At 58.6% G+C, this 24,556-nt stretch carries 19 protein-coding genes and 2 pseudogenes; 9 read left to right on the top strand and 12 right to left on the bottom strand.

Annotated elements, in window-relative coordinates; genetic code table 11:
- Positions 1-41: 41 nt before the first annotated feature.
- The 4 genes and pseudogenes from aceF to ampD form a co-directional block, all read right to left on the bottom strand.
- The gene (gene aceF, locus ACTG19_RS15065; RefSeq protein WP_005355085.1) at positions 42-1,931 is read right to left on the bottom strand and encodes a pyruvate dehydrogenase complex dihydrolipoyllysine-residue acetyltransferase; all 1,890 of its coding nucleotides are present in this window, start codon (positions 1,929-1,931) and stop codon (positions 42-44) included.
- Positions 1,932-2,050: 119 nt separating this feature from the next.
- Positions 2,051-4,710 (bottom strand): annotated as a pseudogene (aceE, locus tag ACTG19_RS15060) (pyruvate dehydrogenase (acetyl-transferring), homodimeric type).
- 79 nt (positions 4,711-4,789) lie between these two features.
- A complete protein-coding gene (gene pdhR, locus ACTG19_RS15055; RefSeq protein ID WP_005336127.1) occupies positions 4,790-5,554 on the bottom strand; it encodes a pyruvate dehydrogenase complex transcriptional repressor PdhR in 765 nt (254 codons plus the stop codon).
- 278 nt (positions 5,555-5,832) lie between these two features.
- Positions 5,833-6,408, bottom strand: a complete 576-nt coding sequence (gene ampD / locus ACTG19_RS15050; RefSeq protein ID WP_439989224.1) for a 1,6-anhydro-N-acetylmuramyl-L-alanine amidase AmpD — start codon at positions 6,406-6,408, stop codon at positions 5,833-5,835.
- A 130-nt stretch (positions 6,409-6,538) separates the two neighbouring features.
- Here ampD and ACTG19_RS15045 point away from each other — a divergent pair, with 130 nt between their 5' ends.
- From ACTG19_RS15045 to yacG, 9 genes and pseudogenes are all read left to right on the top strand, one after another.
- Positions 6,539-7,009 carry a retropepsin-like aspartic protease family protein gene (locus ACTG19_RS15045; protein ID WP_040068932.1) on the top strand — a complete coding sequence of 157 codons (471 nt, stop codon included), beginning with the start codon at positions 6,539-6,541 and terminating at the stop codon, positions 7,007-7,009.
- A gap of 3 nt (positions 7,010-7,012) precedes the next feature.
- Positions 7,013-7,876 (top strand): carboxylating nicotinate-nucleotide diphosphorylase, encoded by an 864-nt coding sequence (gene nadC, locus ACTG19_RS15040; RefSeq protein ID WP_439989223.1) that lies wholly within the window; start codon positions 7,013-7,015, stop codon positions 7,874-7,876.
- Positions 7,877-8,191: 315 nt separating this feature from the next.
- Complete coding sequence (locus ACTG19_RS15035) at positions 8,192-8,614, top strand: pilin (protein ID WP_439989221.1); 423 nt, start codon at positions 8,192-8,194, stop codon at positions 8,612-8,614.
- Positions 8,615-8,616: 2 nt separating this feature from the next.
- Complete coding sequence (gene tapB, locus ACTG19_RS15030; protein ID WP_042058702.1) at positions 8,617-10,323, top strand: PilB family type IVa pilus assembly ATPase TapB; 1,707 nt, start codon at positions 8,617-8,619, stop codon at positions 10,321-10,323.
- Between the two features lie 239 nt (positions 10,324-10,562).
- Complete coding sequence (locus ACTG19_RS15025; RefSeq protein ID WP_005336136.1) at positions 10,563-11,804, top strand: type II secretion system F family protein; 1,242 nt, start codon at positions 10,563-10,565, stop codon at positions 11,802-11,804.
- A 60-nt stretch (positions 11,805-11,864) separates the two neighbouring features.
- Positions 11,865-12,736, top strand: a pseudogene (locus ACTG19_RS15020) (prepilin peptidase).
- A gap of 13 nt (positions 12,737-12,749) precedes the next feature.
- Positions 12,750-13,364, top strand: coding sequence for a dephospho-CoA kinase (gene coaE / locus ACTG19_RS15015; protein WP_265062002.1), 615 nt, complete (start codon positions 12,750-12,752; stop codon positions 13,362-13,364).
- Positions 13,365-13,401: 37 nt separating this feature from the next.
- A complete protein-coding gene (zapD, locus tag ACTG19_RS15010; RefSeq protein WP_439989220.1) occupies positions 13,402-14,124 on the top strand; it encodes a cell division protein ZapD in 723 nt (240 codons plus the stop codon).
- A 9-nt stretch (positions 14,125-14,133) separates the two neighbouring features.
- Positions 14,134-14,328 carry a DNA gyrase inhibitor YacG gene (yacG, locus tag ACTG19_RS15005; protein ID WP_439989219.1) on the top strand — a complete coding sequence of 65 codons (195 nt, stop codon included), beginning with the start codon at positions 14,134-14,136 and terminating at the stop codon, positions 14,326-14,328.
- A gap of 77 nt (positions 14,329-14,405) precedes the next feature.
- Here yacG and mutT read toward each other — a convergent pair whose 3' ends face one another.
- From mutT to murC, 8 genes are all read right to left on the bottom strand, one after another.
- Entirely contained in the window at positions 14,406-14,810 is a 405-nt protein-coding gene (mutT, locus tag ACTG19_RS15000) for an 8-oxo-dGTP diphosphatase MutT (RefSeq protein ID WP_439989218.1), read from the bottom strand.
- A gap of 74 nt (positions 14,811-14,884) precedes the next feature.
- Positions 14,885-17,605: a preprotein translocase subunit SecA gene (secA, locus tag ACTG19_RS14995; RefSeq protein ID WP_439989217.1), complete on the bottom strand. Its 2,721-nt coding sequence runs from the start codon at positions 17,603-17,605 to the stop codon at positions 14,885-14,887.
- Between the two features lie 58 nt (positions 17,606-17,663).
- A complete protein-coding gene (locus tag ACTG19_RS14990; RefSeq protein WP_005355107.1) occupies positions 17,664-18,569 on the bottom strand; it encodes a M23 family metallopeptidase in 906 nt (301 codons plus the stop codon).
- A 140-nt stretch (positions 18,570-18,709) separates the two neighbouring features.
- The gene (gene lpxC, locus ACTG19_RS14985) at positions 18,710-19,633 is read right to left on the bottom strand and encodes a UDP-3-O-acyl-N-acetylglucosamine deacetylase (RefSeq protein ID WP_005336146.1); all 924 of its coding nucleotides are present in this window, start codon (positions 19,631-19,633) and stop codon (positions 18,710-18,712) included.
- 99 nt (positions 19,634-19,732) lie between these two features.
- Positions 19,733-20,884, bottom strand: coding sequence for a cell division protein FtsZ (gene ftsZ, locus ACTG19_RS14980; protein ID WP_005336147.1), 1,152 nt, complete (start codon positions 20,882-20,884; stop codon positions 19,733-19,735).
- 39 nt (positions 20,885-20,923) lie between these two features.
- A complete protein-coding gene (gene ftsA / locus ACTG19_RS14975) occupies positions 20,924-22,183 on the bottom strand; it encodes a cell division protein FtsA (protein WP_005336148.1) in 1,260 nt (419 codons plus the stop codon).
- A complete protein-coding gene (locus ACTG19_RS14970) occupies positions 22,164-22,916 on the bottom strand; it encodes a cell division protein FtsQ/DivIB (protein ID WP_005336149.1) in 753 nt (250 codons plus the stop codon). Before ACTG19_RS14970 ends, ftsA begins: the two co-directional genes overlap by 20 nt.
- Positions 22,917-23,013: 97 nt before the next feature.
- Positions 23,014-24,468 carry a UDP-N-acetylmuramate--L-alanine ligase gene (gene murC / locus ACTG19_RS14965; protein ID WP_439989216.1) on the bottom strand — a complete coding sequence of 485 codons (1,455 nt, stop codon included), beginning with the start codon at positions 24,466-24,468 and terminating at the stop codon, positions 23,014-23,016.
- Positions 24,469-24,556 lie beyond the last annotated feature (88 nt).

The raw sequence follows: 24,556 nt of genomic DNA, 5'->3' as shown, positions 1-24,556 counted from the left end.
ATGAGAAGTAAAAAGGGCAGGCTCTGGGCCCGCCCTCTCACTTACAGGACCAGTCGACGAATGTCGGACAGCACGCCGTTCATGGTGGTGATGAAGCGAGCCCCATCGGCACCATCGATCACGCGGTGGTCGTAGCTCAGAGCCAGCGGCAGCATCAGGCGCGGCGCGAACTCTTTGCCATTCCACTTCGGCTTCATCTCGGACTTGGAAACACCGAGGATGGCCACTTCCGGCGCGTTGACGATCGGGGTAAAGCTGGTACCGCCGATGCCACCCAAGCTGGAGATGGTGAAGCAACCGCCCTGCATGTCGGCAGCGGTCAGCTTGCCGGCACGGGCCTTCTTGGAGATCTCGGCCAGATCGCGAGACAGTTCCATGATGCCCTTCTTGTTAACATCACGAACCACGGGCACAACCAGACCGTTGGGGGTATCTACCGCCACACCGATGTGGATGTACTTCTTCATGATCAGCTTGCTGCCATCTTCGGACAGGGAGCTGCAGAAGCGCGGGTGAGCTTCCAGCGCCTTGGCGGCGGCTTTCAGGATGAACACCAGCGGGGTGATCTTCACGTCGGCCTTCTGCTTCTCGAGCATCGCATTCTGCTCTTTGCGGAACGCTTCCAGCTCGGTGGTATCGGCTTCGTCGAACTGGGTGACATGAGGGATCATGACCCAGTTGCGGTGCAGGTTCGGACCGGAGATCTTCTGGATGCGGGTCAGCTCGACCTCTTCCACATCACCGAACTTGCTGAAGTCTACTTTCGGCCACGGCAGTACGCCCAGACCGTTGCCACCGGCTACGCCAGCAGAGGCCGGAGCGGACTCGGCACGCTTGATGGCATCCTTCACGTAGGCTTGCACGTCTTCTTTGACGATGCGGCCCTTGCGACCGGAGGCTTTCACCTTGGCCAGGTTGACGCCGAACTCGCGCGCCAGACGGCGTACCGCCGGAGAGGCGTGCACGTAAGCGTCGTTGGCAACGAAATCGGTCGCAGCGGCAGTAGCCTGTGCAACCGGAGCCGGAGCAGCAGCAACAGGGGCTGCAGCGACCGGAGCTGCAGCTTGAGCAACCGGCGCGGCGGCAGGAGCTGCGCCAGCTACTTCGAAGACCATGATCAGGGAACCGGTGGAGACCTTGTCACCCGCCTTCACCTTGATCTCTTTGACCACACCGGCGAACGGCGCAGGCACTTCCATGGAGGCCTTGTCACCTTCCACGGCGATCAGGGACTGGTCGGCTTCAACCTTGTCACCCACAGCAACCATGATCTCGGTGACTTCCACTTCGTCGCCACCGATATCCGGTACGTTGACCTCTTTGGCAGCAGCGGCAACCGGGGCAGCAGCCACGGGCGCGGCAGCTTGAGCCGGAGCAGCAACGGCAGCAGGCGCAGCGCCAGCTACTTCAAAGACCATCACCAGAGAGCCGGTAGAGACCTTGGCGCCAGCGGCAACCTTGATCTCGACCACGCGGCCTGCGAACGGTGCAGGTACTTCCATGGAGGCCTTGTCACCTTCCACGGCAATGATGGACTGGTCAGCTTCAACCATGTCGCCCACGGCAACCATGATTTCAGTCACGTCCACTTCGTCGTCACCGATGTCCGGTACGTGCACATCTTTGCGCACGGCAGCGGCAGGTGCGGCGGCCGGAGCAGCAGCAACCGGTGCAGCCACTTCAGCAGGGGCGGCAGCGCCTTCGGCTTCGAAGATCATGATCTGGGAACCGGTGGCAACCTTGTCGCCTACCTTGATCAGGATCTCTTTAACGATACCGGCGGACGGGGCCGGTACTTCCATGGAGGCCTTGTCGCCTTCTACCGCGATGATGGACTGGTCCAGCTCGACCTTGTCACCCACGGCCACCATGATCTCGGTGACTTCAACCTCATCGGCGCCGATATCCGGCACCATAATCTGTTTGGACATTGTGCTTTATCCTCTTGCGTCGATCCGCGTGACTGGCTGATGCCGCCACGCACATCTCGCGTTAACCGTTTTAAATCCTGGCAGGGTCGCGCCGCATGACGGCGCGACCCTTGATCCACTTACGCGTACAGCGGGTTGACCTTGTCGGCATCGATGCCGTACTTGGCGATGGCGTCGGCCACAACCTGCTTGTCTACCTCGCCGCGCTTGGCCAGTTCGGTCAGGGCAGCAACCACCACGTAGAACTCGTTCACTTCGAAGTGACGACGCAGGTTGGCACGGCTGTCGGAACGGCCGTAACCGTCGGTACCCAGCACGCGGTAGTTCTCGGTCGGAACAAAGGCGCGAACCTGATCGGCGAAGGACTTCATATAGTCGGTCGCAGCGATGGTGGCTTCAGAACCCAGTACCTGAGCGATGTACGGTACGCGAGCTTCGGCAGTCGGGTGCAGCATGTTCCAGCGATCCGCGTCCTGACCGTCACGAGCCAGCTCGTTGAAGGAGGTGACGCTGAATACATCGGAACCGATGCCATACTCGCTGGCCAGGATCTGGGCAGCCTTGCGCACGTGACCCAGGATGGAGCCACAACCCAGCAGCTGAACTTTCGCCTTGGCACCGGCGACGGATTCCAGCTTGTAGATACCCTTGCGGATGCCTTCCTCGGCGCCTTCCGGCATGGCCGGCATGGCGTAGTTCTCGTTCAGGGTGGTGATGTAGTAGAACACGTTCTCCGGGTTCTCACCGTACATGCGGCGCAGGCCGTCCTGTACGATCACCGCCACTTCATAGGCGTAGGACGGGTCGTAGGAGATGCAGTTCGGGATGGTGTTCGCCAGGATGTGGCTGTGACCATCTTCGTGCTGCAAACCTTCGCCGTTCAGGGTAGTACGACCGGAGGTCGCACCCAGCAGGAAGCCACGGGCTTGCTGGTCACCGGCTGCCCACGCCATGTCGCCGATCCGCTGGAAGCCGAACATGGAGTAGTAGATGTAGAACGGGATCATCGGGCAATCGTTGGTGCTGTAAGAGGTCGCAGCAGCCAGCCAGGAGGACATGGCGCCCAGCTCGTTGATACCGTCTTGCAGAACCTGACCCTGCTTGTCTTCCTTGTAGTAGGAGACGATGTCGCGGTCTTGCGGGGTGTACTGCTGACCGTGCGGGCTGTAGATACCGATCTGGCGAACAGACCTTCCATACCGAAGGTACGGGCTTCGTCAGCGAGGATCGGCACGATGCGCTTGCCGATGGACTTGTCTTTCAGCATCACGTTCAGGGAACGCACGAACGCCATGGTGGTGGAGATTTCGCGCGCCTGCTCGCCCAGCAGCGGACCGAAGGCATCCAGTGCCGGGATTTCCAGCTTGGTGGTGCTTTCGCGCAGACGGGTCGGCACATAGCCTTTCAGGGCAGTGCGACGGTCGTGCAGGTATTTGTGCTCGGCAGAACCGGCTTCGATCTTCAGGTACGGCAGATCGGCCAGCTGCTCGTCAGCCACCGGCAGGTTGAAGCGGTCACGCAGGTGACGCACGGAGTCCAGCTCCATCTTCTTGACCTGGTGAGCGATGTTCTTGCCTTCAGCCGCTTCACCCATGCCGTAACCCTTGATGGTCTTGGCCAGAATAACGGTCGGCTTGCCCTTGGTCTGGGTCGCCTTGTTGAACGCAGCGAACAGTTTGCGAGGATCGTGACCACCGCGGTTCAGAGCGAAGATCTCCTCGTCGGTCATGTCTTTGACCAGCGCGGCAGTTTCCGGATAACGGTTGAAGAAGTGCTCGCGGATGTAGCCACCGTCGCGGGACTTCATGGTCTGGTAGTCACCGTCCACAGTCTCGTTCATCAGCTGGATCAGCTTGCCGGAAGTGTCTTTCTTCAGCAGCTCATCCCACTTGCGACCCCAGATAACCTTGGTGACATCCCAACCGGCGCCAGCAAACAGGCCTTCCAGCTCGTTGATGACCTTGCCGTTACCGACAACCGGACCATCCAGACGCTGCAGGTTGCAGTTAACCACAAACACCAGGTTGTCGAGCTTTTCACGCACGGCAACAGTCAGGGCACCCTTGGCTTCCGGCTCGTCCATCTCGCCGTCACCCAGGAAGGCGTAAACGGTCTGCTCGGAGCAATCCTTGATGCCACGGTCGGTCAGGTACTTCAGGAAACGCGCCTGATAGATGGCGGCGATAGGGCCCAGACCCATAGAAACGGTCGGGAACTGCCAGAAGTCCGGCATCAGTTTCGGGTGCGGATAGGAAGGGATACCCTTGCCGTCCACTTCCTGACGGAAGTTGTCCAGCTGCTCTTCGGTCAGACGACCTTCAGCGAAGGCGCGAGCATAGATGCCCGGGGAGATGTGACCCTGGAAGTAAACCAGGTCACCACCATCCTTCTCGTTGCGAGCACGGAAGAAGTGGTTGAAGCAGACATCATAGATGGTCGCAGAAGAAGCGAAGGAAGACATGTGACCACCCAGGTCCAGGTCTTTCTTGGACGCGCGCAGCACGATCATCATGGCGTTCCAGCGGATGATGGCGCGAATGCGGCGCTCCATCTCCAGGTCACCCGGGTAGTCCGGCTCGTCGCTGGACGGGATGGTGTTGATGTAATCGCGATTTGCCTTGGCAGCCACGTCCACACCGCTTACGCGGGCTTTCTCGGCCAACTGTTCAAGGATGAACTGAGCGCGTTGCGGACCCTCTTCACGCAGCAGGGATTCCAGAGAGGCAAGCCACTCCAGCGTTTCTATCGGGTCCACATCGTTCTTCAGGATATCAGACATGGCTGGTTCCTATGTTGTTGTGATTGCACGGCATTGCACGGCGAAGGGCGCAAGCATTCGACAATAAAGCCTTGTGGGATTAGTTTTCCTGCTGACGGATCCGACGCATGGATCGCTGGATCCGGCTGTCTTCCCTCTGCATATCCAACAAGGTGTCCTCGATAAAGGCCAGATGCTCATGACAAGCTGTTCTGGCCCGCTCCGGAGCCCCCGAAAGAATAGCCTCGATCAGATTCGCGCGATGGCGACGTATCTTGGCTACCACTCCCGGGCGGCGATTCAAAATCTCGTTATTCTGCAGAATGTTCTGTTCGAGCATCGGGCTCATGGCCCGCAGCAGGTGCAGCAGCACCACGTTGTGGGAGGCCTCGGCCACCGCCAGATAGAACTGGGTCACGGCTGCCGACTCGGCCACCAGCGAACCGAGTTGGCCCGCCTCTTCGATGGTGGTTTGCACCTGACGAATGCGCTCGAAATCAGACCCGGTTCCCCGCAAGGCCGCGTAGTAGGCACAGATGCCTTCCAGCGCGTGGCGAAACTCCAGCAGATCATACTGGGCTTCCGGGTGGGTACTGAGCAGTTCGAACAGAGGATCGGCGATCCCCTTGCTCAGGGCATTCTGCACATAAGTGCCGCCGCCCTGACGGCGATAAAGCAATCCGCGCGCTTCCAGTCGCTGGATGGCTTCGCGCAAGGAGGGGCGCGATACCTGAAACTGGATGGCGAGTTCCCGCTCGGGAGGCAATTTCTGCCCCGGTTGCAGGCTGCCTTCCAGAATCATCTGTTCCAGCTCGGCGACAATGGAGTCGGCCAACTTGGGTTGCGTAATCTTGCGATAGGGCATGAGGCTACTTTGTTAAATTGGTATTACCAATTTTATGGATGGGGCGAAAATTAGCAGAGGCCTTTTGAAAAGTCCACTCAAAAGATGATCTGAGTCAAGAATCAGCCCCACCACTTAAGAGGTAAAGCAGGGGAAACATGATTTAGCTCATAGAAAATGGTCTGACCAATATTCTTGACCTCGCTCACAAATAACATTTGCGCAACCAGAGACAAAAATGGCCTGCCAGATAGGCAAGCCATTGATTTTAAAATCCAAACTAAATTTGAATATTTACTTTAGCTGTTTAGTAACTGACGGTAGTAATCCCACTGGAAACTGGCTCCGGGATCCGTCTTGCGCCCTGGCGCGATATCGCAATGGCCGACAATTTTTTCGTGGGTGATGGCCGGATAGCGCTCCGAGATGGCTCGGGTGAGCCCCGCCAGCGCCCGGTATTGAGCCTCGGTATAGGGGGTTTCGTCAGTCCCTTCCAGCTCGATGCCGATGGAGAAGTCATTGCATGCCTCCCTCCCCTGCCAGCTCGAGACACCAGCGTGCCAGGCGCGCGCGCCGAATGGCACATACTGCACCAGCTCGCCATCACGGCGGATCAGGCAGTGGGCCGAGACCCTCAGCTGATGGATACCGGCAAAATAGGGGTGAGCATCGGGGTCGAGTCGCCCCATAAAGAGATCGTCGATAAAGGGGCCACCGAACTCCCCCGGCGGCAGGCTGATGCCATGAACCACCAGCAGGGAGATATCATCCGGCGCGGCCCGTTCGTTGTGATGGTGAGAAGGCACCCGGCGCGCCTGCTGGCACCAGCCAGTGGCATCGATAGAGAAACAAGGTTGCGAAGCAAGTTGAGTCATCGGCTACTCGAGTTGGCTGATAAATGGCGAAAAAACGAAGATACGCGATAGGCAACCCGGCACCAACTCACTGAATCAACGGGAAATGGTATGTTAGGCTGAGTCATCTTCCGCTCGATATGGATGGGGTATGCAGCACACGGCACGCTGGATGTGGTTACTGGCCTGGCTCTCTTTGATGGGTCTGCTGACCCTCTATTTTCACTCCCGCAACCAACCCAGCGTCACCGCCAGCGGCGAGCTGTTGCTGCGAGCCGACCAGAGCGGCCACTATCGTCTGGAGGGTGCCATCAACGGCCAGCCGGTGCAACTGCTGCTCGATACCGGCGCCACCCGGATCACCATCCCGCAGCAGGTTGCCGAGCGGCTCGGCCTGACCGCTCACGGCAGCAGCCAGGTCAATACTGCCGCGGGGCAGATCCGGGTCGGCAACGGCACCATCGAAACGCTGGCGATGGGGCCATTGACCTTGTACGATCTGGCCATCTTTATCAATCCGGCGGCAGACGGTGACGAAGTGCTGGTTGGCATGAACGCCCTCGGTCGGCTGGAGCTGGTTCAAAAGGAGCGGCAACTGCTGCTCAGACCCTTGCAGGAATAAGGCATGTTTCAACAGGATGTCAGCCGCGCCGTGCGCGCCGCACTACTCGAAGATCTGGGCGATGCCCTCACCACGCTGGACCAACCGGACGCCAGCGCCGATATCACCGCCCAGCTGATCCCGGCCGCTCGGATGGCCAGCGCCCGGGTCATTACCCGTGAGGCCGGAGTGTTCTGCGGCCAGCCCTGGGTAGATGAGGTGTTTGTCCAGCTTGGCGGCGACGTAAAGGTGGAGTGGAAGGTGCAGGATGGGGAAGTGCTCTCCCCCAATCAGGAGCTGTTTCGCCTCCATGGTCCTGCCCGCCAGCTGCTGACTGGCGAGCGCAATGCCCTGAACTTTGTCCAGACCCTCTCCGGCGTCGCCACCCTCACCGCTCGCTATGTGGCAGAGCTGGAGGGCACTGACTGCCGCCTGCTCGACACCCGCAAGACCATCCCCGGGCTGCGCACCGCCCAGAAGTACGCAGTCACCTGCGGTGGTGGCAAGAATCATCGCATCGGTCTCTACGACGCCTACCTCATCAAGGAGAACCACATCCTCGCCTGTGGCGGCATTGCCGAGGCGATTAATGAGGCTCGTCATCTCAATCCGGGTAAACCGGTGGAGGTGGAAGTGGAATCACAGGCAGAACTGGAGCAGGCGCTGGCGGCCAACGCCGATATCGTGATGCTGGACAACTTCGATGTTGCCATGATGCGGGAAGCGGTTGCCATCAATCAGGGTCGCGCCAAGCTGGAAGTCTCCGGCAATGTCACCCTCGACACTCTGGCCGAGTTTGCCGCCACCGGCGTCGATTTTATCTCGGTCGGGGCGCTCACCAAGCATGTGCGGGCGCTCGATCTCTCCATGCGCTTTATCCAGCAGTGAGATTCACCCCGCAAGCCTGAGCAAATACTCGAGCTAACCGGATAAACAACTTGCAAAAGGCGCCATGGGCGCCTTTTCTTTATGCAGGATCCCTCAGCAAAGGAGTGTAATGACGGACCCGCTTTCACCCGTAACAAAGAGTCATAAGAAGCCACTTATTTTATGACTCGCATCAAGTTTTTGGTAAATGACATGAAAGTGGTTAACAAAGGCAGCAATCTCTGTTGCCACCCCTGACAGCTCGGATAAGATACTGACGTTCGGATGGTTTTCTACCGACACTTCCCAGGAACCAAGGATAAAAGGACATTTGACATGAAGAAACAATCGGGTTTTACCCTTATTGAACTGATGATCGTGGTCGCGATCGTGGCCATTCTGGCGGCGATTGCATTGCCTGCATATCAGAACTACACCAAAAAAGCCAAAATGACAGAACTAGTTGCCGCTACAGGCGCAATCAAAACACAAGCTGAAGTCTGTGCCCAACAAGGCGGTAACTGTGTAGCAGGAACTGATTTACCCGCAGCTGTTAGCTCTGGAAATGTCTCAGTTACATTAACAAAAGCGTCTTCTGCTGCAGACTATGTAATTACTGCTGTGCCTAAAAATGGCAACGTATTGTCCCCCTTAACTACTAATGACAAATTTATTCTCAGTGCCTCATCGACAGCTCCTTTAGTGTGGAGCAAAAAATGTGATCTGGATGGTTCAGACGATATAGCTTATTGCCCATAATAATGACCTCTAGCCCTAACAGCGGCCTGGCGTTAAGCCTGGCCGCCTCTTCACTGATAAGTGAAGAGGACTCCCAGCGCTATCTGAGCCAGGCAAAGGCCCAGCGCAAACCCTTTGTGACCTTTCTGATAGAGAACAGCATCCTCGACAGCAAGGCATTGGCCGATTTTTGCGAGCTGGAGTATGGGGTACCTCTGCTGGATCTTGCCGCCTTTGATTTGGCCGAGATCCCACAGAAGTTCCTCAATCAAAAGCTTATCGACAAGCACCACGTCCTGCCCATCTACACCCAGGGCCACACCCTCTATATCGCCATGTCGGATCCGACCAATGTGTCGGCACTGGAGGATTTCGGCTTCAGCTTCGGGCTCCATACCGAGGCCCTGCTGGTAGAGGAGAACAAGCTCACCGCCGCCATAGCCAAGCTGCTAGAGAACGAGAGCGACGCCCTCGGCATGGAGGATATCGACGAATCCGAGATTTCGGATCTCGAGGTCTCCGACGAGAACAGTCGGCTGGACGAGAGCGTCAATACCGCCGATGACGATGCCCCCATCGTCAAGTACATCAACAAGATCATGATGGATGCCATCAAGCGCGGCGCCTCTGACCTGCACTTCGAGCCCTACGAGTTCAAGTATCGGGTCCGCTTTCGCATCGATGGCATCCTGCACGAGATCGCCACCCCGCCGGTCAATCTGGCCAACCGCTTCTCCGCCCGCCTCAAGGTGATGGCGCGACTCGATATCGCCGAGCGGCGGCTGCCGCAGGATGGCCGCATCAAACTGAAGCTGTCACGCAACAAATCGATGGATATGCGGGTCAACACCCTGCCCACCATGTGGGGGGAGAAGATCGTTATCCGTCTGCTCGATTCCTCGGCGGCACGCCTCAATATCGAGCAACTCGGCTTTGATGACCGGCAGAAGGCGCAGTACCTGCGCGCCCTCTCCAAGCCACAGGGGATGATCCTGGTGACCGGCCCCACCGGCTCGGGCAAAACGGTCTCGCTCTATACCGGCCTCAATATTCTCAACACCACCGAGGTCAATATCTCTACCGCCGAAGATCCGGTGGAGATCAACCTGCCCGGCGTCAATCAGGTGCAGGTCAATCCCAAGGCGGGGCTCACCTTCGCCAGTGCCCTGCGATCCTTTTTGCGGCAAGACCCGGATGTGGTGATGGTGGGTGAAATTCGCGATCTCGAAACCGCCGAAATCGCCATCAAGGCGGCACAGACCGGCCACCTGGTGCTATCCACCCTGCATACCAACTCCGCCGCCGAGACCCTGACCCGGATGATGAACATGGGGGTTCCGGCCTTCAACATCGCCTCCTCGGTGACCCTGATCATGGCCCAGCGGTTGGCCCGTAAACTGTGCGACCACTGCAAAGCGCCGGAAGTGGTGCCGGAAGCCGAACTGCTGGAGCTGGGCTTTACGCCGCAGCAGCTGGCAGCCGGACTGCGACTGTTCAAACCGGTCGGCTGCAAGGAGTGTTCCGGCGGCTACAAGGGGCGGGTCGGCATATACGAAATCATGCTGATGTCGGAGAACATCGCCAAATTAATCATGCAGGGGGCCAACTCCCTGCAAATCGCTGCTATCGCGCAGAAAGAGGGGATGCGTACCTTACGTACCTCGGGACTGGAGAAGGCCCGGCTCGGGGTCACCAGTCTGGCCGAGGTCAACCGGGTCACCACCAACTGATCCGTGTGCGGAACGACCCGCCGGTTTGGTTGGCAGAGTCTATCAGCCGTTCACGAATACGGAACGGATTATAGTCCGGCCAACAGAGTAATCAGATATTCAAGTGACTGGGCTGGCGCCAAGAAGGTACCGCCCACCCTATCAGTACCCCACAGGCATCAAGCCAGTCGGGCACCTTGACCAGGTTGGTGACGCGCAGAGTCCGACTCTGACAACCAACCCCATTGCAGGATGCAAAGATGGCAACCCTAACGAAAAAGAACAATGCCCCCAAGAAAGTCTTCGCCTTCCGCTGGCACGGGGTTAATCGCAAGGGGCAGAAGGTCTCCGGCGAGCTGCAGGCCGACAGCATCAACACCGTCAAGACCGAACTGCGCAAGCAGGGGGTCAACGTCACCAAGGTGGCTAAAAAATCCCAAGGGCTCTTCTCCAAGGGCGGCGCCAAGATCAAACCGATGGATATCGCCATCGTCTCCCGTCAGATCACCACCATGCTCTCCGCCGGCGTACCACTAGTACAGAGCCTGCAGATCATCGCCCGCAGCCACGAGAAAGCCTCGATGCGCGAGCTGATGGGGCAGATTGCCGCCGATGTTGAGACCGGAACCCCCATGTCGGAAGCGCTGCGTCGCCATCCCCTCTACTTTGACGATCTCTACTGCGATCTGGTGGAAGCCGGTGAGCAATCCGGTGCGCTGGAAACCATCTACGACCGTATCGCCACCTATCGGGAAAAGTCGGAAGCGCTCAAGTCGAAGATCAAGAAGGCGATGTTCTACCCCACCATGGTCATTCTGGTCGCCATCGTGGTTACCTCCATCCTGCTGCTATTCGTCATTCCGCAGTTCGAGGATATCTTCAAGAGCTTTGGTGCCGAGCTGCCGGTGTTCACCCAGTTTGTCATCGGCATCTCCCGCTTTATGCAGAACTGGTGGTATGTCTTCTTTGGTGGCACGGCCCTTGGCATCTTCCTCTATGTGCGGGCCTGGCGGGCCTCCCAGAAGGTGAAAGACAATACCGACAAGTTCGTACTCACTATCCCAGTGGTCGGAATGATCCTGCACAAGGCGGCCATGGCTCGCTTTGCCCGCACCCTGTCGACCACCTTCTCCGCCGGTATCCCGCTGGTGGATGCGCTGATTTCGGCAGCAGGTGCCTCCGGCAACTATGTCTATCGCACCGCCGTCATGGCGATCCGCAACGAGGTGGTGGCAGGCATGCAGATCAACGTGGCGATGCGCACCGTCGATCTCTTCCCCGACATGGTGATCCAGATGGTGATGATCGGTGAGGAGTCCGGCGCCATCGATGATATGCTCTCCAAGGTCGCCACCATCTTCGAACAGGAGGTGGATGACTTGGTCGATGGCCTCACCAGCCTGCTGGAACCCCTCATCATGGTGGTGCTCGGGGTGCTGGTCGGCGGCATGGTTATCGCCATGTACCTGCCCATCTTCAAGCTTGGCGACGTGGTAGGCTGATTTATCAGGGCATGGCACCAAAACCATGCCCTCCCCTCATTCAATAACTGACGGTTGGTTATGACACTTCTTCTCGAGCTGGCTCACAGCTTGCCCTGGCTCTACTTCTCGCTGGTTTTTCTCTTCTCCCTGATGATCGGCAGTTTCCTTAATGTGGTCATCCACCGCCTGCCCATCATGCTGGAGCGGGAGTGGCAGGCCGAGTATCGCAGCTACTTCGCCCCCGACGAAGAGGCCGTTGCGCCAGAGCGCTACAACCTGATGGTGCCGCGCTCCGCATGCCCTCACTGTGGTCACGCCATCACTGCGCTGAGAACATCCCGCTGTTGAGCTGGCTCTGGCTCAAAGGGCGTTGCCGCGACTGTCAGGCCCCCATCTCGGCCCGCTATCCGCTGGTAGAGCTGCTGACCGCCCTGCTATCGGTAGCCGTAGCCATGGTCATAACACCGGGCTGGGGCACACTGGCCGCCCTGTTGCTGACCTGGGTGCTGGTCGCCCTCACCTTTATCGATCTCGACAAGATGTGGCTGCCCGACCAGCTCACCCTGCCACTGCTGTGGGGCGGGCTGCTGTTCAACCTGGCAAGTGGCTTCGTACCGCTGGCGGATGCCGTGATCGGCGCCATGGCGGGCTATCTGGTGCTCTGGAGCCTCTACTGGGCTTTCAAGCTGCTCACTGGCAAGGAGGGGATGGGCTATGGCGACTTCAAGCTGCTAGCGGCGCTGGGCGCCTGGCTCGGTTGGCAGGCGCTGCCCATAATTCTGCTGCTCTCATCTCTGGTCGGCGCCGTGATCGGCATCAGCCTGATCGCCTTGCAAAAACATCATCAGGGCAAGCCCATCCCCTTCGGCCCCTACCTCGCCATCGCGGGCTGGATTGCGCTGCTATGGGGCGATACCATCACCCGCTGGTATCTCTCTACCCTGCTTTGAGCAAGAGGCCCCCATGTATGTAGTTGCTATCACAGGTGGTATCGGCAGCGGCAAGACCACTATCGCCAATCAGTTTGCCGCGCTGGGTATCGAGGTGGTGGATGCCGATGTGATCGCCCGCGAAGTGGTCGAGCCGGGCACCCCGGCCCTTGCCGCCATCGCCGACCATTTTGGCCCGAATGTGATTGATCCGAGCGGTCAACTCGACCGTCGCGCCCTGCGCGAGCGGGTCTTCAGCGACCCGCAGGCCAAGGAGTGGCTCAATGCCCTGCTCCACCCGCTGATTCGCAGTGAAATGCAGCGCCAATGTGCCGCAGCCAGTTCACCTTACTGCCTGCTGGTGGTGCCACTACTGGTGGAGAACAAACTCACCGGCCTCGCCAACCGGGTGCTGGTGATCGATGTGGATGAAGCCACCCAGATTGAGCGCACCTGCCGCCGGGATGGGGTATCGGCCGAGCAGGCCCGGGCCATCATCGCCGCCCAGGCGAGCCGGTCGGAGCGCCTCGCGGCGGCGGATGATGTCATCGAAAACCACAATGGTAGCGAAATGGCGATTAAAACGCAGATTTTGGCACTGCACGAGACATATCTGGCAATTGCCTCTCAACAAGGCCGCCAAGTGTGAGTACACTAGGCCGGTTTATGGCTGGCCAGGATTAGGCATGATTTACGATTTCCCCCTCAATGAAAAAAGCCGGACCTATCTTCGTCTGGAGTCCCTGTTTTCCCAGATCCGCGACAATCTGGAGAGTGAACAATCCTGGGCACATATCGCCTTCTTCAAGGGGCTGTTCGATCTGCAGGAGTTGCTGGAGCGTGGTGACCTGCGCGCCGACCTCATCAAGGATCTGGAGCGTCTCGGCCAGCGTCTGAGCCACTGGGCCAGCCTGCCCGATGTCGATCTGGAGCAGATCAAACTGATGCAGCAAGAGAGCAGCCAGCTCTCCCGCAATCTGCTCAATTCACCACGCCCGGGTGCCCGCCTGAAAGAGGATCGTCTGCTCGGCTCCATTCGCCAGCGCTTCTCCATCCCGGGTGGCCTGTGTGCCTTCGATGTGCCGCAGCTGCACCACTGGCTCTGCACCCCGGCCATCACCCGTCACCAGCAGATGCAGGGCTGGCTGAGCGATATCAACCTGCTGATGAATGCCATCACTCTCCTGCTGCGCCTGTGGCGTGAATCAGGCAGCTTCAGTGAGCAGGTTGCCAGCAACGGTTTCTTCCAGGACACCGCCGAGAGCGCCGAGCTGATCCGCATCAAGCTGCCGGGCAATCTGTTCTGCTACCCGACTCTGAGCGGCCACAAGAACCGCTTCGCCCTGCGCTTTCTGCCCACCGCAGAACAGCCGATTGGCGACGTGCCGTTCCAGCTCGCCTGCTGCTAAGGAGGGCTTATGGTCACCAAGGTAAAGTGTCCGACCTGTCAGAGTGCAGTGGAATGGGGCCCGCAGAGCCCGTTCCGCCCCTTCTGCAGCAAGCGCTGCCAGCTGATCGATCTTGGCGAATGGGCCGATGAAGAGAAGCGGATCCCGGGGGAGATCAACCCAGATCTGCTGCCTGAGCCGGAAGAGGGTGATCAGTGGCTATAAGTCCCAGATCACTCACCTCTGCAAAATCAAAAAAGGGCCGATTGGCCCTTTTTTCATGCTTGTTGATTACTACCGGCTCACGCCAGCAGGCCTCGAAGCCGCGCTACAATCGGGCCATTGGCATCGGGGAAGTGGTAGTTGTTCAGCTCGGCCACCGGCACCCACAGACACTCCTGCCCCTCCTTGCCGAACGGCTCGCCGCTGAAACGGGTCACCTTCCAGATATCCAGCAACACCTGCTTCTCGGGGTAGTCGTGCTGCAGTTCCATGAAGGGGGCACAATCCAATACCCGGATGCCGATCTCTTCCCACAGCTCCCGATCCAGTGCGGTGAGCAGATCCTCACCCGACTCGACCTTGCCACCGGGAAACTCCCAGCGATCTCCCTGATGGCGATCGGAGGAGCGTCTGGCGATGAAGATATCGCCCCGTTCATTCTCGATGACGCCAACCGCCACCCAGATCCGTTTTTTCTGTTCCATCAATTACCTCTGTTCGCTTGTTGCCACCAATAACAAGGCGGGCACTTGGCCCGCCTGTTATGGCATAGCGTCGATCAGGTCAACTGACCGTGGCAGTGCTTGTACTTCTTGCCGGAACCACACGGGCAGGGATCGTTGCGACCGACCTTCTGCTCGTCACGTACGAAGGTGGTGTGACCCTCTTCGCCTGCAGCCTGTTCATCGGCCAGCTGGCTCTCGGCAGCGGCGTGGGTATAGGTACGGGGAGCGGCTTCCGCCTGCTGGCGCTGCTGCTCTTCCATCGCTTCCACATCGCGCTCCTGCACCTGAACACGGCTCAGGATGCTGACCACATCGCGCTTGAGGGTTTCCAGCATCTGGGTGAACAGATCGAAGGATTCGCGCTTGTACTCCTGCTTGGGGTTCTTCTGGGCGTAACCGCGCAGATGGATACCCTGACGCAGGTGATCCATGGCCGCCAGATGCTCTTTCCACAGACCATCCAGGGTTTGCAGCATCACCGCTTTCTCGAAGTTGCGCAGCACCTCTTTGCCGACCAGCTCTTCCTTGTGGGCATAGAGCTTGGTGGCTTCGTCCAGAATGCGATCGCGCAGCTTCTCTTCGTACAGCTTGTCGTCTTCCGCCAGCCACTGCTGCAGCGGCAGATCCAGCGCGAAGTCGGCCTTCAGGCGCGCTTCCAGGCCAGGCACATCCCACATCTCTTCCAGAGACTGGGGCGGGATGTACTCATCGATCACTGCGCCGTACACATCATCACGGATAACGTGGATGGTCTCGGAAATGTCGTTGGTATCCAGCAGCTCGTTGCGCTGCTCATAGACCACCTTGCGCTGGTCGTTGGCAACGTCATCAAACTCCAGCAAGCTCTTGCGGATGTCGAAGTTGCGACCTTCCACCTTGCGCTGGGCGTTTTCGATCGCCTTGGTGACCCACGGGTGCTCGATGGCTTCGCCCTCTTCCATGCCCAGCTTCTTCATCATGCCGGTCACGCGATCGGAGGCGAAGATCCGCATCAGGGTATCTTCCATGGAGAGGTAGAAACGGGAGGAGCCCGGGTCACCCTGACGACCGGAACGGCCGCGCAGCTGGTTGTCAATACGACGGGATTCGTGACGCTCGGTGCCGATAATGTGCAGACCACCGGCGGCCAGCACCGCATCGTGACGCACCTGCCAGGCAGCTTTCAGCTCTGCAATCTGCTCGCTGGTCGGGTTCTCCAGCTTGGCAATCTCTGCCTGCCAGTTACCGCCCAACACAATGTCGGTACCACGACCGGCCATGTTGGTGGCGATAGTGACCGCGCCAGTCTGACCGGCCTGGGCGACGATCTCCGCTTCCATGGCGTGGAACTTGGCGTTCAGCACCTTGTGCGGGATCTTCTCCTTGGTCAGGATGCCGGAGAGCAGCTCGGAGTTCTCGATAGAGACTGTACCAACCAATACAGGCTGGCCCTTGGCCACGCACTGACGGATATCTTCGATGATGGCGGCATACTTCTCATTGGCGGTCAGGTAGACCAGATCGCCCATGTCCTTGCGCACCATTGGCTTGTTGGTCGGGATAACTACGGTATCCAGGCCATAAATCTGCTGGAATTCAAAGGCTTCTGTATCCGCAGTACCTGTCATCCCCGCCAGCTTGTTGTAGAGACGGAAGTAGTTCTGGAAGGTGATGGATGCCAGCGTCTGGTTCTCGTTCTGGATCTTCACCCCTTCCTTCGCTTCAACGGCCTGATGCAGACCATCTGACCAGCGACGACCCGGCATGGTACGGCCAGTGTGCTCGTCAACAATGACGATCTCGTCTTTCTGGACGATGTAGTCCACGTTGCGCTCAAACAGGGTATGGGCGCGCAGACCTGCGTTGACGTGGTGCAGCAGGCTGATGTTAGAGGCGGAGAACAGGGAGTCGTTCTCGTCCAGCAGCCCCTCTTTCTTGAGCAGCTCTTCCACGAAGATCTGACCGTTTTCGGTCAGCAGGGCCTGACGGTTCTTCTCGTCTACTGTGTAGTGACCGTCGCCGGTGTACTCTTCGGTGTCTTCCTTGTCCTGCTTGACCAGCAGCGGGATCAGCTTGTTGACGCGGATATAGAGCTCTGAGCTGTCTTCAGCCGGGCCGGAGATGATGAGCGGAGTACGGGCTTCATCGATAAGCACCGAGTCCACCTCATCCACCAGCGCGTAGTTGAGCGGGCGCTGTACCCGCTGCTCCGGCGAGAACGCCATGTTGTCGCGCAGGTAGTCAAAACCGAATTCGTTGTTGGTACCATAGGTGATGTCGGCGGCGTAGGCGTCACGCTTCTGGGACGCATCCATACCGGGCACATTGCAATCGACTGTCATGCCGAGGAAGGCGAACAGCGGGCGGTTCGCCTCCGCATCACGCTTGGCCAAATAGTCGTTCACCGTTACCACGTGCACACCACGGCCGCTCAGGGCGTTCAGGTAAGCTGGCAGGGTGGCGGTCAGGGTCTTACCTTCACCAGTCTTCATTTCCGCGATGCGGTTGGAGTTCAGCACCATGCCGCCGATCAGCTGCACATCGAAGTGGCGCATGCCAAACACACGCTTGGAGGCTTCACGCACGGTCGCGAACGCTTCCGGCAGCAACTGCTCCAGGGTCTCACCCTGCTCGATACGCTGACGATATTCAGCCGTTTTGGCCTGCAACTCGGCATCGGAGAGAGCCTCGAACTGCGGCTCCATGGCATTGATCTGTTTTACAATTTTGCGCAAAGCCTTGAGCGTTCTGTCGTTCCGGCTGCCGATAATCTTGGTAAGCAGTGTGCTAATCATGGGTACCAACTATTTCTGGTTATAAAAGCGTTCCGTCACTGGAACCTGAAGAAAAAACCTAACCCCGTCTGGCACTGAGAAAGCGTGCGGGGTTGACCTGACGACCATCTTTCAACACTTCGTAATGCAGATGGACCCCGGTCGCGCGACCGGTGCGTCCCATCAAGGCAATCTTCTGACCCTGATCAACCAGGGTGCCCACCTCGACCAGCAACTTGGAGTTGTGGGCATAGCGGGTGACCAGGCCATTGCCGTGATTAATCTCCACCATATTGCCAAATTCCGGATGACGGCCCGCCCAGCTGACAATGCCGGGCCCGGTAGCCAGAATCGGGGTTCCGGGTTTGCCACGGAAATCGACCCCTTTGTGCATCTTGGCACGCCCGTTGAACGGGTCGACCCGTCCACCAAACCCGGACGAGACCCAAACTCGCTCCTGTTTGACTGGCGTGCCGGAAATAAAACCGGCATCGGTGATATGGTGATTCATGATGAAAGATTCAAGTACCGACAGCTGCTCTTCGCGGCTGCTGAGCTGCTGGCTGAGGTGTTTCATCGAGGCTTGCAGCTCGTTGAGGCTCACTTCCAGCTCTTCATCATAAGAAGGGCCGCCCATGGGGGGCAGCTCTTTGAAATTGAACTCGTCGGGATCGAGATCGGCCTGCTCGGTCAATCGTTCGCCGAGGGCATTGAGACGGCCAAGCTGGCCTTGCATGGTGCCCACCTGAGCTGCCAGCATTGCCAACTGTTCACGGGCTTCGTCGCCACTCTGGTCAACGGACTGTTGCTCGGCAACGGCAAGCGCCACTTCCAGCGCCTCCATTTTCTGGTGCCAGCTCTGCCAGAGCCAACCACCACCAAGGGCTAACAGGGAGAAGAGAATACCGCCGACCCAGGCCAGACGTTGTTTGGGCAGGTGCAACTTGCGTCGCTGCTTGCCGTGGAGGATCAGGGTAATGCTCATAGAAATCAGTCTGCTCGGTCAGGTGCGGCCAGGAGCCTGCACGGGAAATAAAACCGGGAGATAATCGGTATTAAAGGATGGAGTAAACAAATGACGGAACGTCGGTGCGGAGAGAGGACCGACGTTCCGTTGCACAGCTATCAGGCCAGAACCAGACCGTTATCGTAGTAAGCGATAGGCGCTTTGTCGCCCTCACCCTCGAAGGTCACCAGTTCCCAAGCCTCTTGCTCGGCCAGCAAAGCACGCAGCAGCTTGTTGTTCAGGGCATGTCCGGTCTTGTAGGCACGGAACTCACCGATGATGCTGCGGTTACACATATAGAGGTCACCGATCGCGTCCAGCATCTTGTGCTTGACGAACTCGTCCTCATAACGCAAACCGTCTTCGTTCAGCACCCGATAGTCGTCCAGTACCACGGCGTTTTCCAGGCTTCCGCCCAGCGCCAGGTTCTGGGAACGCAGGTACTCGATATCGCGCATGAACCCGAAGGTACGGGCACGGCTGATCTCTTTCACGAAGGAGGCACCGGAGAAATCCAGTACGCAACGCTGATTGCGCCCTTCAAAGACCGGATGCTGGAAATCGATCTCAAGATCCATCTTGAAGCCGTTGCGATAGGGGTGGAATTCCGCCCACTTGTCGCCGTCTTCAACCCGGATGCTCTTCTTGATCCGCACAAACTGCTTGGCAGCATTCTGCTCACGGATCCCGACTTCCTGCAGCAGGTAGATAAAGGGATGCGCACTGCCATCCATCACCGGGATCTCGGGCGCGTCAACCTCAACGTAGAGGTTGTCGATCCCCATCCCTGCCAGCGCGGCAGAGAGGTGCTCAATGGTAGAGACACGGACACCGGCTTCGTTGACCAGAGCGGTACAGAGCACGGTATCGCGCACCTGATCGGCATTGGCTGGCAGCTCCACCACAGGATTCAGGTCGGTACGCAAGTAAACGATCCCTGTGTTCACAGGCGCCGGACGGAACGTCATGGTGACTTTCCGGCCCGAATGCAGGCCGACACCAGTCGCCTGTACACTCGTTTTCAAGGTTCTTTGTCTAATCATGGGTGTACCCTAAACAGCTTAAAATCCGGACCAGATGGTCGTTGGCAGGCCATCTTAGCACATTCCTTGAACAACAAACAAACAAGAGCCATAAGAGGCTTAGTCAGCTTGCTTGCGCAGGAACGCCGGAATATCCAGGTAATCCGGTTCACGACGAGCTTGCGGCTCGGCGTTGACCACCTTGGCCGGGGCTTCGTCCATCACGCGGCCTTGCATCATGTCGCTAACCAGCGGCTGACGCACCGGGCGCTCTTGCACCTGGCTGCTCTTAACCAGAGTGATGTCCGGCTTGCGCTCGGCACCGATACCGGTAGCAACCACGGTCACACGCAGTTCGTCGTGCATTTCCGGATCGATTACGGTACCCACTACTACAGTGGCGTTTTCGGAAGCGAAGGCCTTGACCGCGTTACCTACGGTTTCGAACTCTTCGATGGTCATGTCCATACCGGCGGTGATGTTGACCAGGATGCCACGGGCACCAGCCAGATCCACGTCTTCCAGCAGCGGGCTGGAGATGGCTTTCTCGGCCGCTTCTTCAGCACGGTCATCACCAGAGGCGGAACCGGTACCCATCATGGCGGTACCCATTTCGCGCATTACGGTACGCACGTCCGCGAAGTCGACGTTGATCAAGCCCGGACGGGTGATCAGCTCGGCAATGCCCTGTACCGCGCCAAGCAGTACATCGTTGGCCGCCTTGAAGGCATCCAGCAGGGAGATACCGCGACCCAGCACCTTCAGCAACTTGTCGTTGGGGATGGTGATCAGGGAGTCGACGTTCTTGGAGAGCTCTTCGATACCGTGGGCGGCAAAGCCCATCCGCTTCTTCCCTTCAAAGGAGAACGGCTTGGTCACCACAGCAACGGTCAGGATGCCCATCTCGCGGGCCACTTCAGCCACGATCGGCGCAGCACCGGTACCGGTACCACCACCCATACCAGCGGCGATGAACACCATGTCGGAACCGGTCAGCAGCTCACGCAGCGCTTCGCGATCTTCCATGGCCGCATCACGACCCACTTCCGGATTGGCTCCGGCACCCAGACCCTTGGTGATGCCACCGCCGATCTGCAGGGTAGTGTTGGCGCTGGAGTTACGCAGTGCCTGGGCGTCGGTGTTGACGGTAATGAACTCAACACCCTCAATATTTTGACGAACCATGTGCTCGACAGCGTTACCGCCGCCGCCACCTACACCGATCACTTTAATGACGGCTTCGTCAGTGTGGCTATCCATAAATTCAAACATGTTGTCTCTCCGCTTTATTTGCCTGACTCAGCAAAATTCTTAGAACTCGCCACGCAGCCAGTTGCTAACCCGTTTGACCAGGCCACCGACGCTTGCCTTGGCGGCATATTCTTTGTTGCTACCTGTGGCTTGATGGGTGCGGCCATATTGCAGCAACCCGACCGCAGTCGAGTACACCGGTGCCTGCACGTAATCACTCAAACCACGTATGTTCATGGGCTCTCCCACCCGGACCTGGCTCTGGAAGATCTGCTCTGCACACTCCACAATGCCTTCAATCTGGGCAGCGCCGCCGGTCAAGACCACACCGGCTGCCAGCTGATGCTTGACCCCCTGCGCTTTCAACTCGCTTTGTACCCGCACCAGCTCATCATTCACCATGGAGAGCAACTCGGTGTAACGGGGCTCAATCACTTCAGCCAGTGTCTGCCGTTGCAGGCTGCGCGCCGGGCGACCGCCGACACTGGGTACTTCAATATTGTCTTCCTTGCTGACCAGACGACCGAGGGCGCAACCGTAGCGCACCTTGATCGCTTCCGCGTCGAGCGGCGGCGTGCCGAAGGCGTAGGCGATGTCGCTGGTCACAGTGCTGCCAGCGTACGGGATCACCTTGGTGTGGCGCAGGGCACCGCCGGTAAACAGCGACATGTCCATGGTACCGCCACCGATGTCCACCACGCAGACACCCAGCTCTTTCTCGTCTTCGGTCAACACCGCATAGCTGGAGGCCAGCGCGGAGAAGATCAGTTGATCCACACGCAAACCGACCTTCTCCACACATTTCTCAATGTTGCGGGCCATGTCGTTGTGGCAGGTGATCAGGTGAACCTTGGCTGCCATCCGCACACCGGATAGGCCAACCGGATTCTTGATCCCTTCCTGATAATCGATGGCAAACTCCTGAGGCAGCACATGCAGCACTCGCAGCTCATCGGAGAGGCGAACCGACTTGGCGGTGTGGATCACGTTGTCCACATCCTCCTGGGTCACCTCTTCATCGGAGATGGGCACCATACCGGTCTCGTTGCGGCAGTCGATATGCTTGCCGGACAACCCCAGATAGACCGAGCTGATCTGGCAATCTGCCATCATCTCGGCCTCTTCCACCGCGCGGCGCAGTGACTTGACCACGGAGTCGAGGTCATTGACCCCGCCCTTCTCCATTCCGCGAGAAGCGTGACTGCCCATACCGATGACGTTTAGTTCACCGTCCGGCAATACTTCCCCGACCAGAACCGCCACCTTGGTTGTGCCGATATCCAGTCCGACAATCAAATTCCTATCTGCGGTGTTGGTCATGCACTTTCTCTTCGCTCTTCTTCCAGCCAACTGCCATTCCGGTGTCATATCGAAGATCCACGTAGGCTACTTGCGCACGGGGTTCGATAACCGGGAAGGCATCGATAAACCGCTGCAGCCGGAGCGCAATGTCATTGCGTCCCAGGAACAGCTTGATATTGCCATCCAGGGTCAGTTCCCAGGCATGGCGGGGGGTCAGATTCACCCCCAGCAACTTGTATCCCTTGGCAGCCAGTTGCGACTCGTACTGCCGACTCTCTTTCAACACCCGGGCGGCCTGGTCATCCGGCCCTGACAGCTGCAACAGCGGCGTCTTGACCCGATCCGGGGCACTGAATACCTTGCCCTTGGTGTTGACGAAGCGGTTGCCATTCCAGCGCGCCGCCACATCTTGTTCCGTGAGGTAGATCTTGATCTTGTTCGGCCACTTCTTTCGTACCGAGACCGAGGCCACCCATGGCAAGGCATTGAGCCTTGCCTGCAATTCGTTAACATCCAATTCGAAGAAGTTGCGCAGCTCGGCACCATCCAGCACGGCCATCCGCAGCTCTTCGGTTTGCAAATACTGGTGTTGCCCCTGCAGCAACAGCTCGCTCATGGGCAACCGGTTGGCATCTGTCAGCCAACCTTTAACATCCAGCGCCGTCCGGTAGCAGCCCCATATCACCAGCAGGAAAAATGCTACCCCTGCGATGAAGCCACCCTTGGTGCGCCCCTGTGCCCTTGCCTCCACCCGATCGATCCCCGTGTAACGCGCTAAACCGGCCTTTGACAGACCGGTTCGCCATTATATAGGCCCCGGCTTGGCGGTCAAAATACTCATTGGGCCCTCAGGCGCCAGATTTCATGCTATCTATGCTCAATTTCATCTCTCCGAGACGACGGGCCAGTGCCCCGACGTTCCCGGCGCCTTGAGTCAGCACCAAATCCCCCTCGCCGATCAGGTCGGCCAGCACGGCTGGCACGTCATCCGGTGTAGCGACGAAGATGGGTTCCAGGTTGCCGCGCGAGCGAATGGAGCGGCACAGTGCCCGTCCATCAGCGCCCGGGATCGGCTCCTCACCGGCAGCATAAACCTCCAGCATCACCAGCACGTCTACCTTCGAGAGCACATCGGCAAAGTCCTCGTAGAGGTCGCGGGTGCGGGTATAACGGTGCGGCTGGAACACCATCACCAGACGCTTCTCGGGCCAACCGGCACGGGCAGCATTGATCGTGACCTTCACTTCGCTCGGGTGGTGACCGTAATCGTCCACCAGCATCGCCTTGCCGCGACCGGTTTCAAACTTGCCATACTGCTGGAAGCGACGGCCAACACCTTCAAACTTGGCCAGTGCAGAGATGATGGCCTCATCGCTGACACCGTCCTCTGTCGCGACAGCTATCGCCGCTGCGGCGTTCAATGCGTTGTGAATACCCGGCAAATTGAGGGTCACCTGCAGCTCACCCGCCTCTTTGCGGCGAACACGGAAGCAGCTGTGGTTGGTGGTCTGGACAAAATCCAGCACCTGCACGTCGGCATCATCAGAGAGGCCGTAGGTCAGAGTCGGGCGGGCAATCTCGGGCAACATGCCACGGATCACCGGATCATCGATGCAGACCACCGCCAGTCCGTAGAAGGGCAGATTGTGCAGAAACTCGATGAAGGTGGCCTTCAGCTTGGAGAAATCACCGCCGTAGGTATCCATGTGATCCGCTTCGATGTTGGTCACGATAGAGACCATCGGCTGCAGATGCAGGAAAGAGGCGTCGCTCTCGTCCGCCTCAGCGATCAGGTAGCGGCTGCTGCCCAGTCGGGCATTGGTACCGGCACTGTTGAGCAGACCACCGATGACGAAGGTCGGATCGCGGTCGGCTTCGGCATAGATGCTCGCCACCAGACTGGTGGTGGTGGTCTTGCCGTGGGTACCGGCGATGGCGATACCGTGGCGGAAACGCATCAGCTCGGCCAGCATCTCGGCACGGCGCACCACCGGGATCCGCAGTTCGCGGGCAGCCAGCAGCTCCGGGTTGTCCTGCTTGATGGCAGTAGAGACCACCACCACGCTGGCACCCTCAACGTGTTCGGCACTGTGGCCGACGAAGATGTGCGCGCCCAGTCCGGCCAACCGCTCGGTCACAGCGTTGCGAGCCAGATCAGAACCCGTTACCTGATACCCTTCGTTGGCAAGCACTTCGGCGATCCCGCCCATACCGGCACCACCGATGCCGATAAAGTGGATGCGACGCACGCGGCGCATTTCGGGGATCACAGTACGCAGTTTTGCCAGTTCAACCTTGGTCATAATCGTCTCTTTAGTCTGCCGCTGGCCGTGTGCTGTCACACGGCGGCATCAATATAGTCAGGTACAAGGCTGCACGGTGTCGCCGCTG

The sequence above is a fragment of the Aeromonas sp. 3P genome (assembly GCF_051919745.1).
Lineage (GTDB): Bacteria > Pseudomonadota > Gammaproteobacteria > Enterobacterales > Aeromonadaceae > Aeromonas > Aeromonas veronii.
The sequence above is the reverse complement of the archived record's forward strand: the minus strand, read 5'-3'. Positions and strand labels throughout refer to the sequence as shown.

Coding starts and splice junctions, on each gene's coding strand:
- aceF (WP_005355085.1), bottom strand. CDS start 1,931: ATGTCCAAACAGATTATGGTGCCGGATATCGGCGCCGATGAGGTTGAA.
- pdhR (WP_005336127.1), bottom strand. CDS start 5,554: ATGCCCTATCGCAAGATTACGCAACCCAAGTTGGCCGACTCCATTGTC.
- ampD (WP_439989224.1), bottom strand. CDS start 6,408: ATGACTCAACTTGCTTCGCAACCTTGTTTCTCTATCGATGCCACTGGC.
- ACTG19_RS15045 (WP_040068932.1), top strand. CDS start 6,539: ATGCAGCACACGGCACGCTGGATGTGGTTACTGGCCTGGCTCTCTTTG.
- nadC (WP_439989223.1), top strand. CDS start 7,013: ATGTTTCAACAGGATGTCAGCCGCGCCGTGCGCGCCGCACTACTCGAA.
- ACTG19_RS15035 (WP_439989221.1), top strand. CDS start 8,192: ATGAAGAAACAATCGGGTTTTACCCTTATTGAACTGATGATCGTGGTC.
- tapB (WP_042058702.1), top strand. CDS start 8,617: ATGACCTCTAGCCCTAACAGCGGCCTGGCGTTAAGCCTGGCCGCCTCT.
- ACTG19_RS15025 (WP_005336136.1), top strand. CDS start 10,563: ATGGCAACCCTAACGAAAAAGAACAATGCCCCCAAGAAAGTCTTCGCC.
- coaE (WP_265062002.1), top strand. CDS start 12,750: ATGTATGTAGTTGCTATCACAGGTGGTATCGGCAGCGGCAAGACCACT.
- zapD (WP_439989220.1), top strand. CDS start 13,402: ATGATTTACGATTTCCCCCTCAATGAAAAAAGCCGGACCTATCTTCGT.
- yacG (WP_439989219.1), top strand. CDS start 14,134: ATGGTCACCAAGGTAAAGTGTCCGACCTGTCAGAGTGCAGTGGAATGG.
- mutT (WP_439989218.1), bottom strand. CDS start 14,810: ATGGAACAGAAAAAACGGATCTGGGTGGCGGTTGGCGTCATCGAGAAT.
- secA (WP_439989217.1), bottom strand. CDS start 17,605: ATGATTAGCACACTGCTTACCAAGATTATCGGCAGCCGGAACGACAGA.
- ACTG19_RS14990 (WP_005355107.1), bottom strand. CDS start 18,569: ATGAGCATTACCCTGATCCTCCACGGCAAGCAGCGACGCAAGTTGCAC.
- lpxC (WP_005336146.1), bottom strand. CDS start 19,633: ATGATTAGACAAAGAACCTTGAAAACGAGTGTACAGGCGACTGGTGTC.
- ftsZ (WP_005336147.1), bottom strand. CDS start 20,884: ATGTTTGAATTTATGGATAGCCACACTGACGAAGCCGTCATTAAAGTG.
- ftsA (WP_005336148.1), bottom strand. CDS start 22,183: ATGACCAACACCGCAGATAGGAATTTGATTGTCGGACTGGATATCGGC.
- murC (WP_439989216.1), bottom strand. CDS start 24,468: ATGACCAAGGTTGAACTGGCAAAACTGCGTACTGTGATCCCCGAAATG.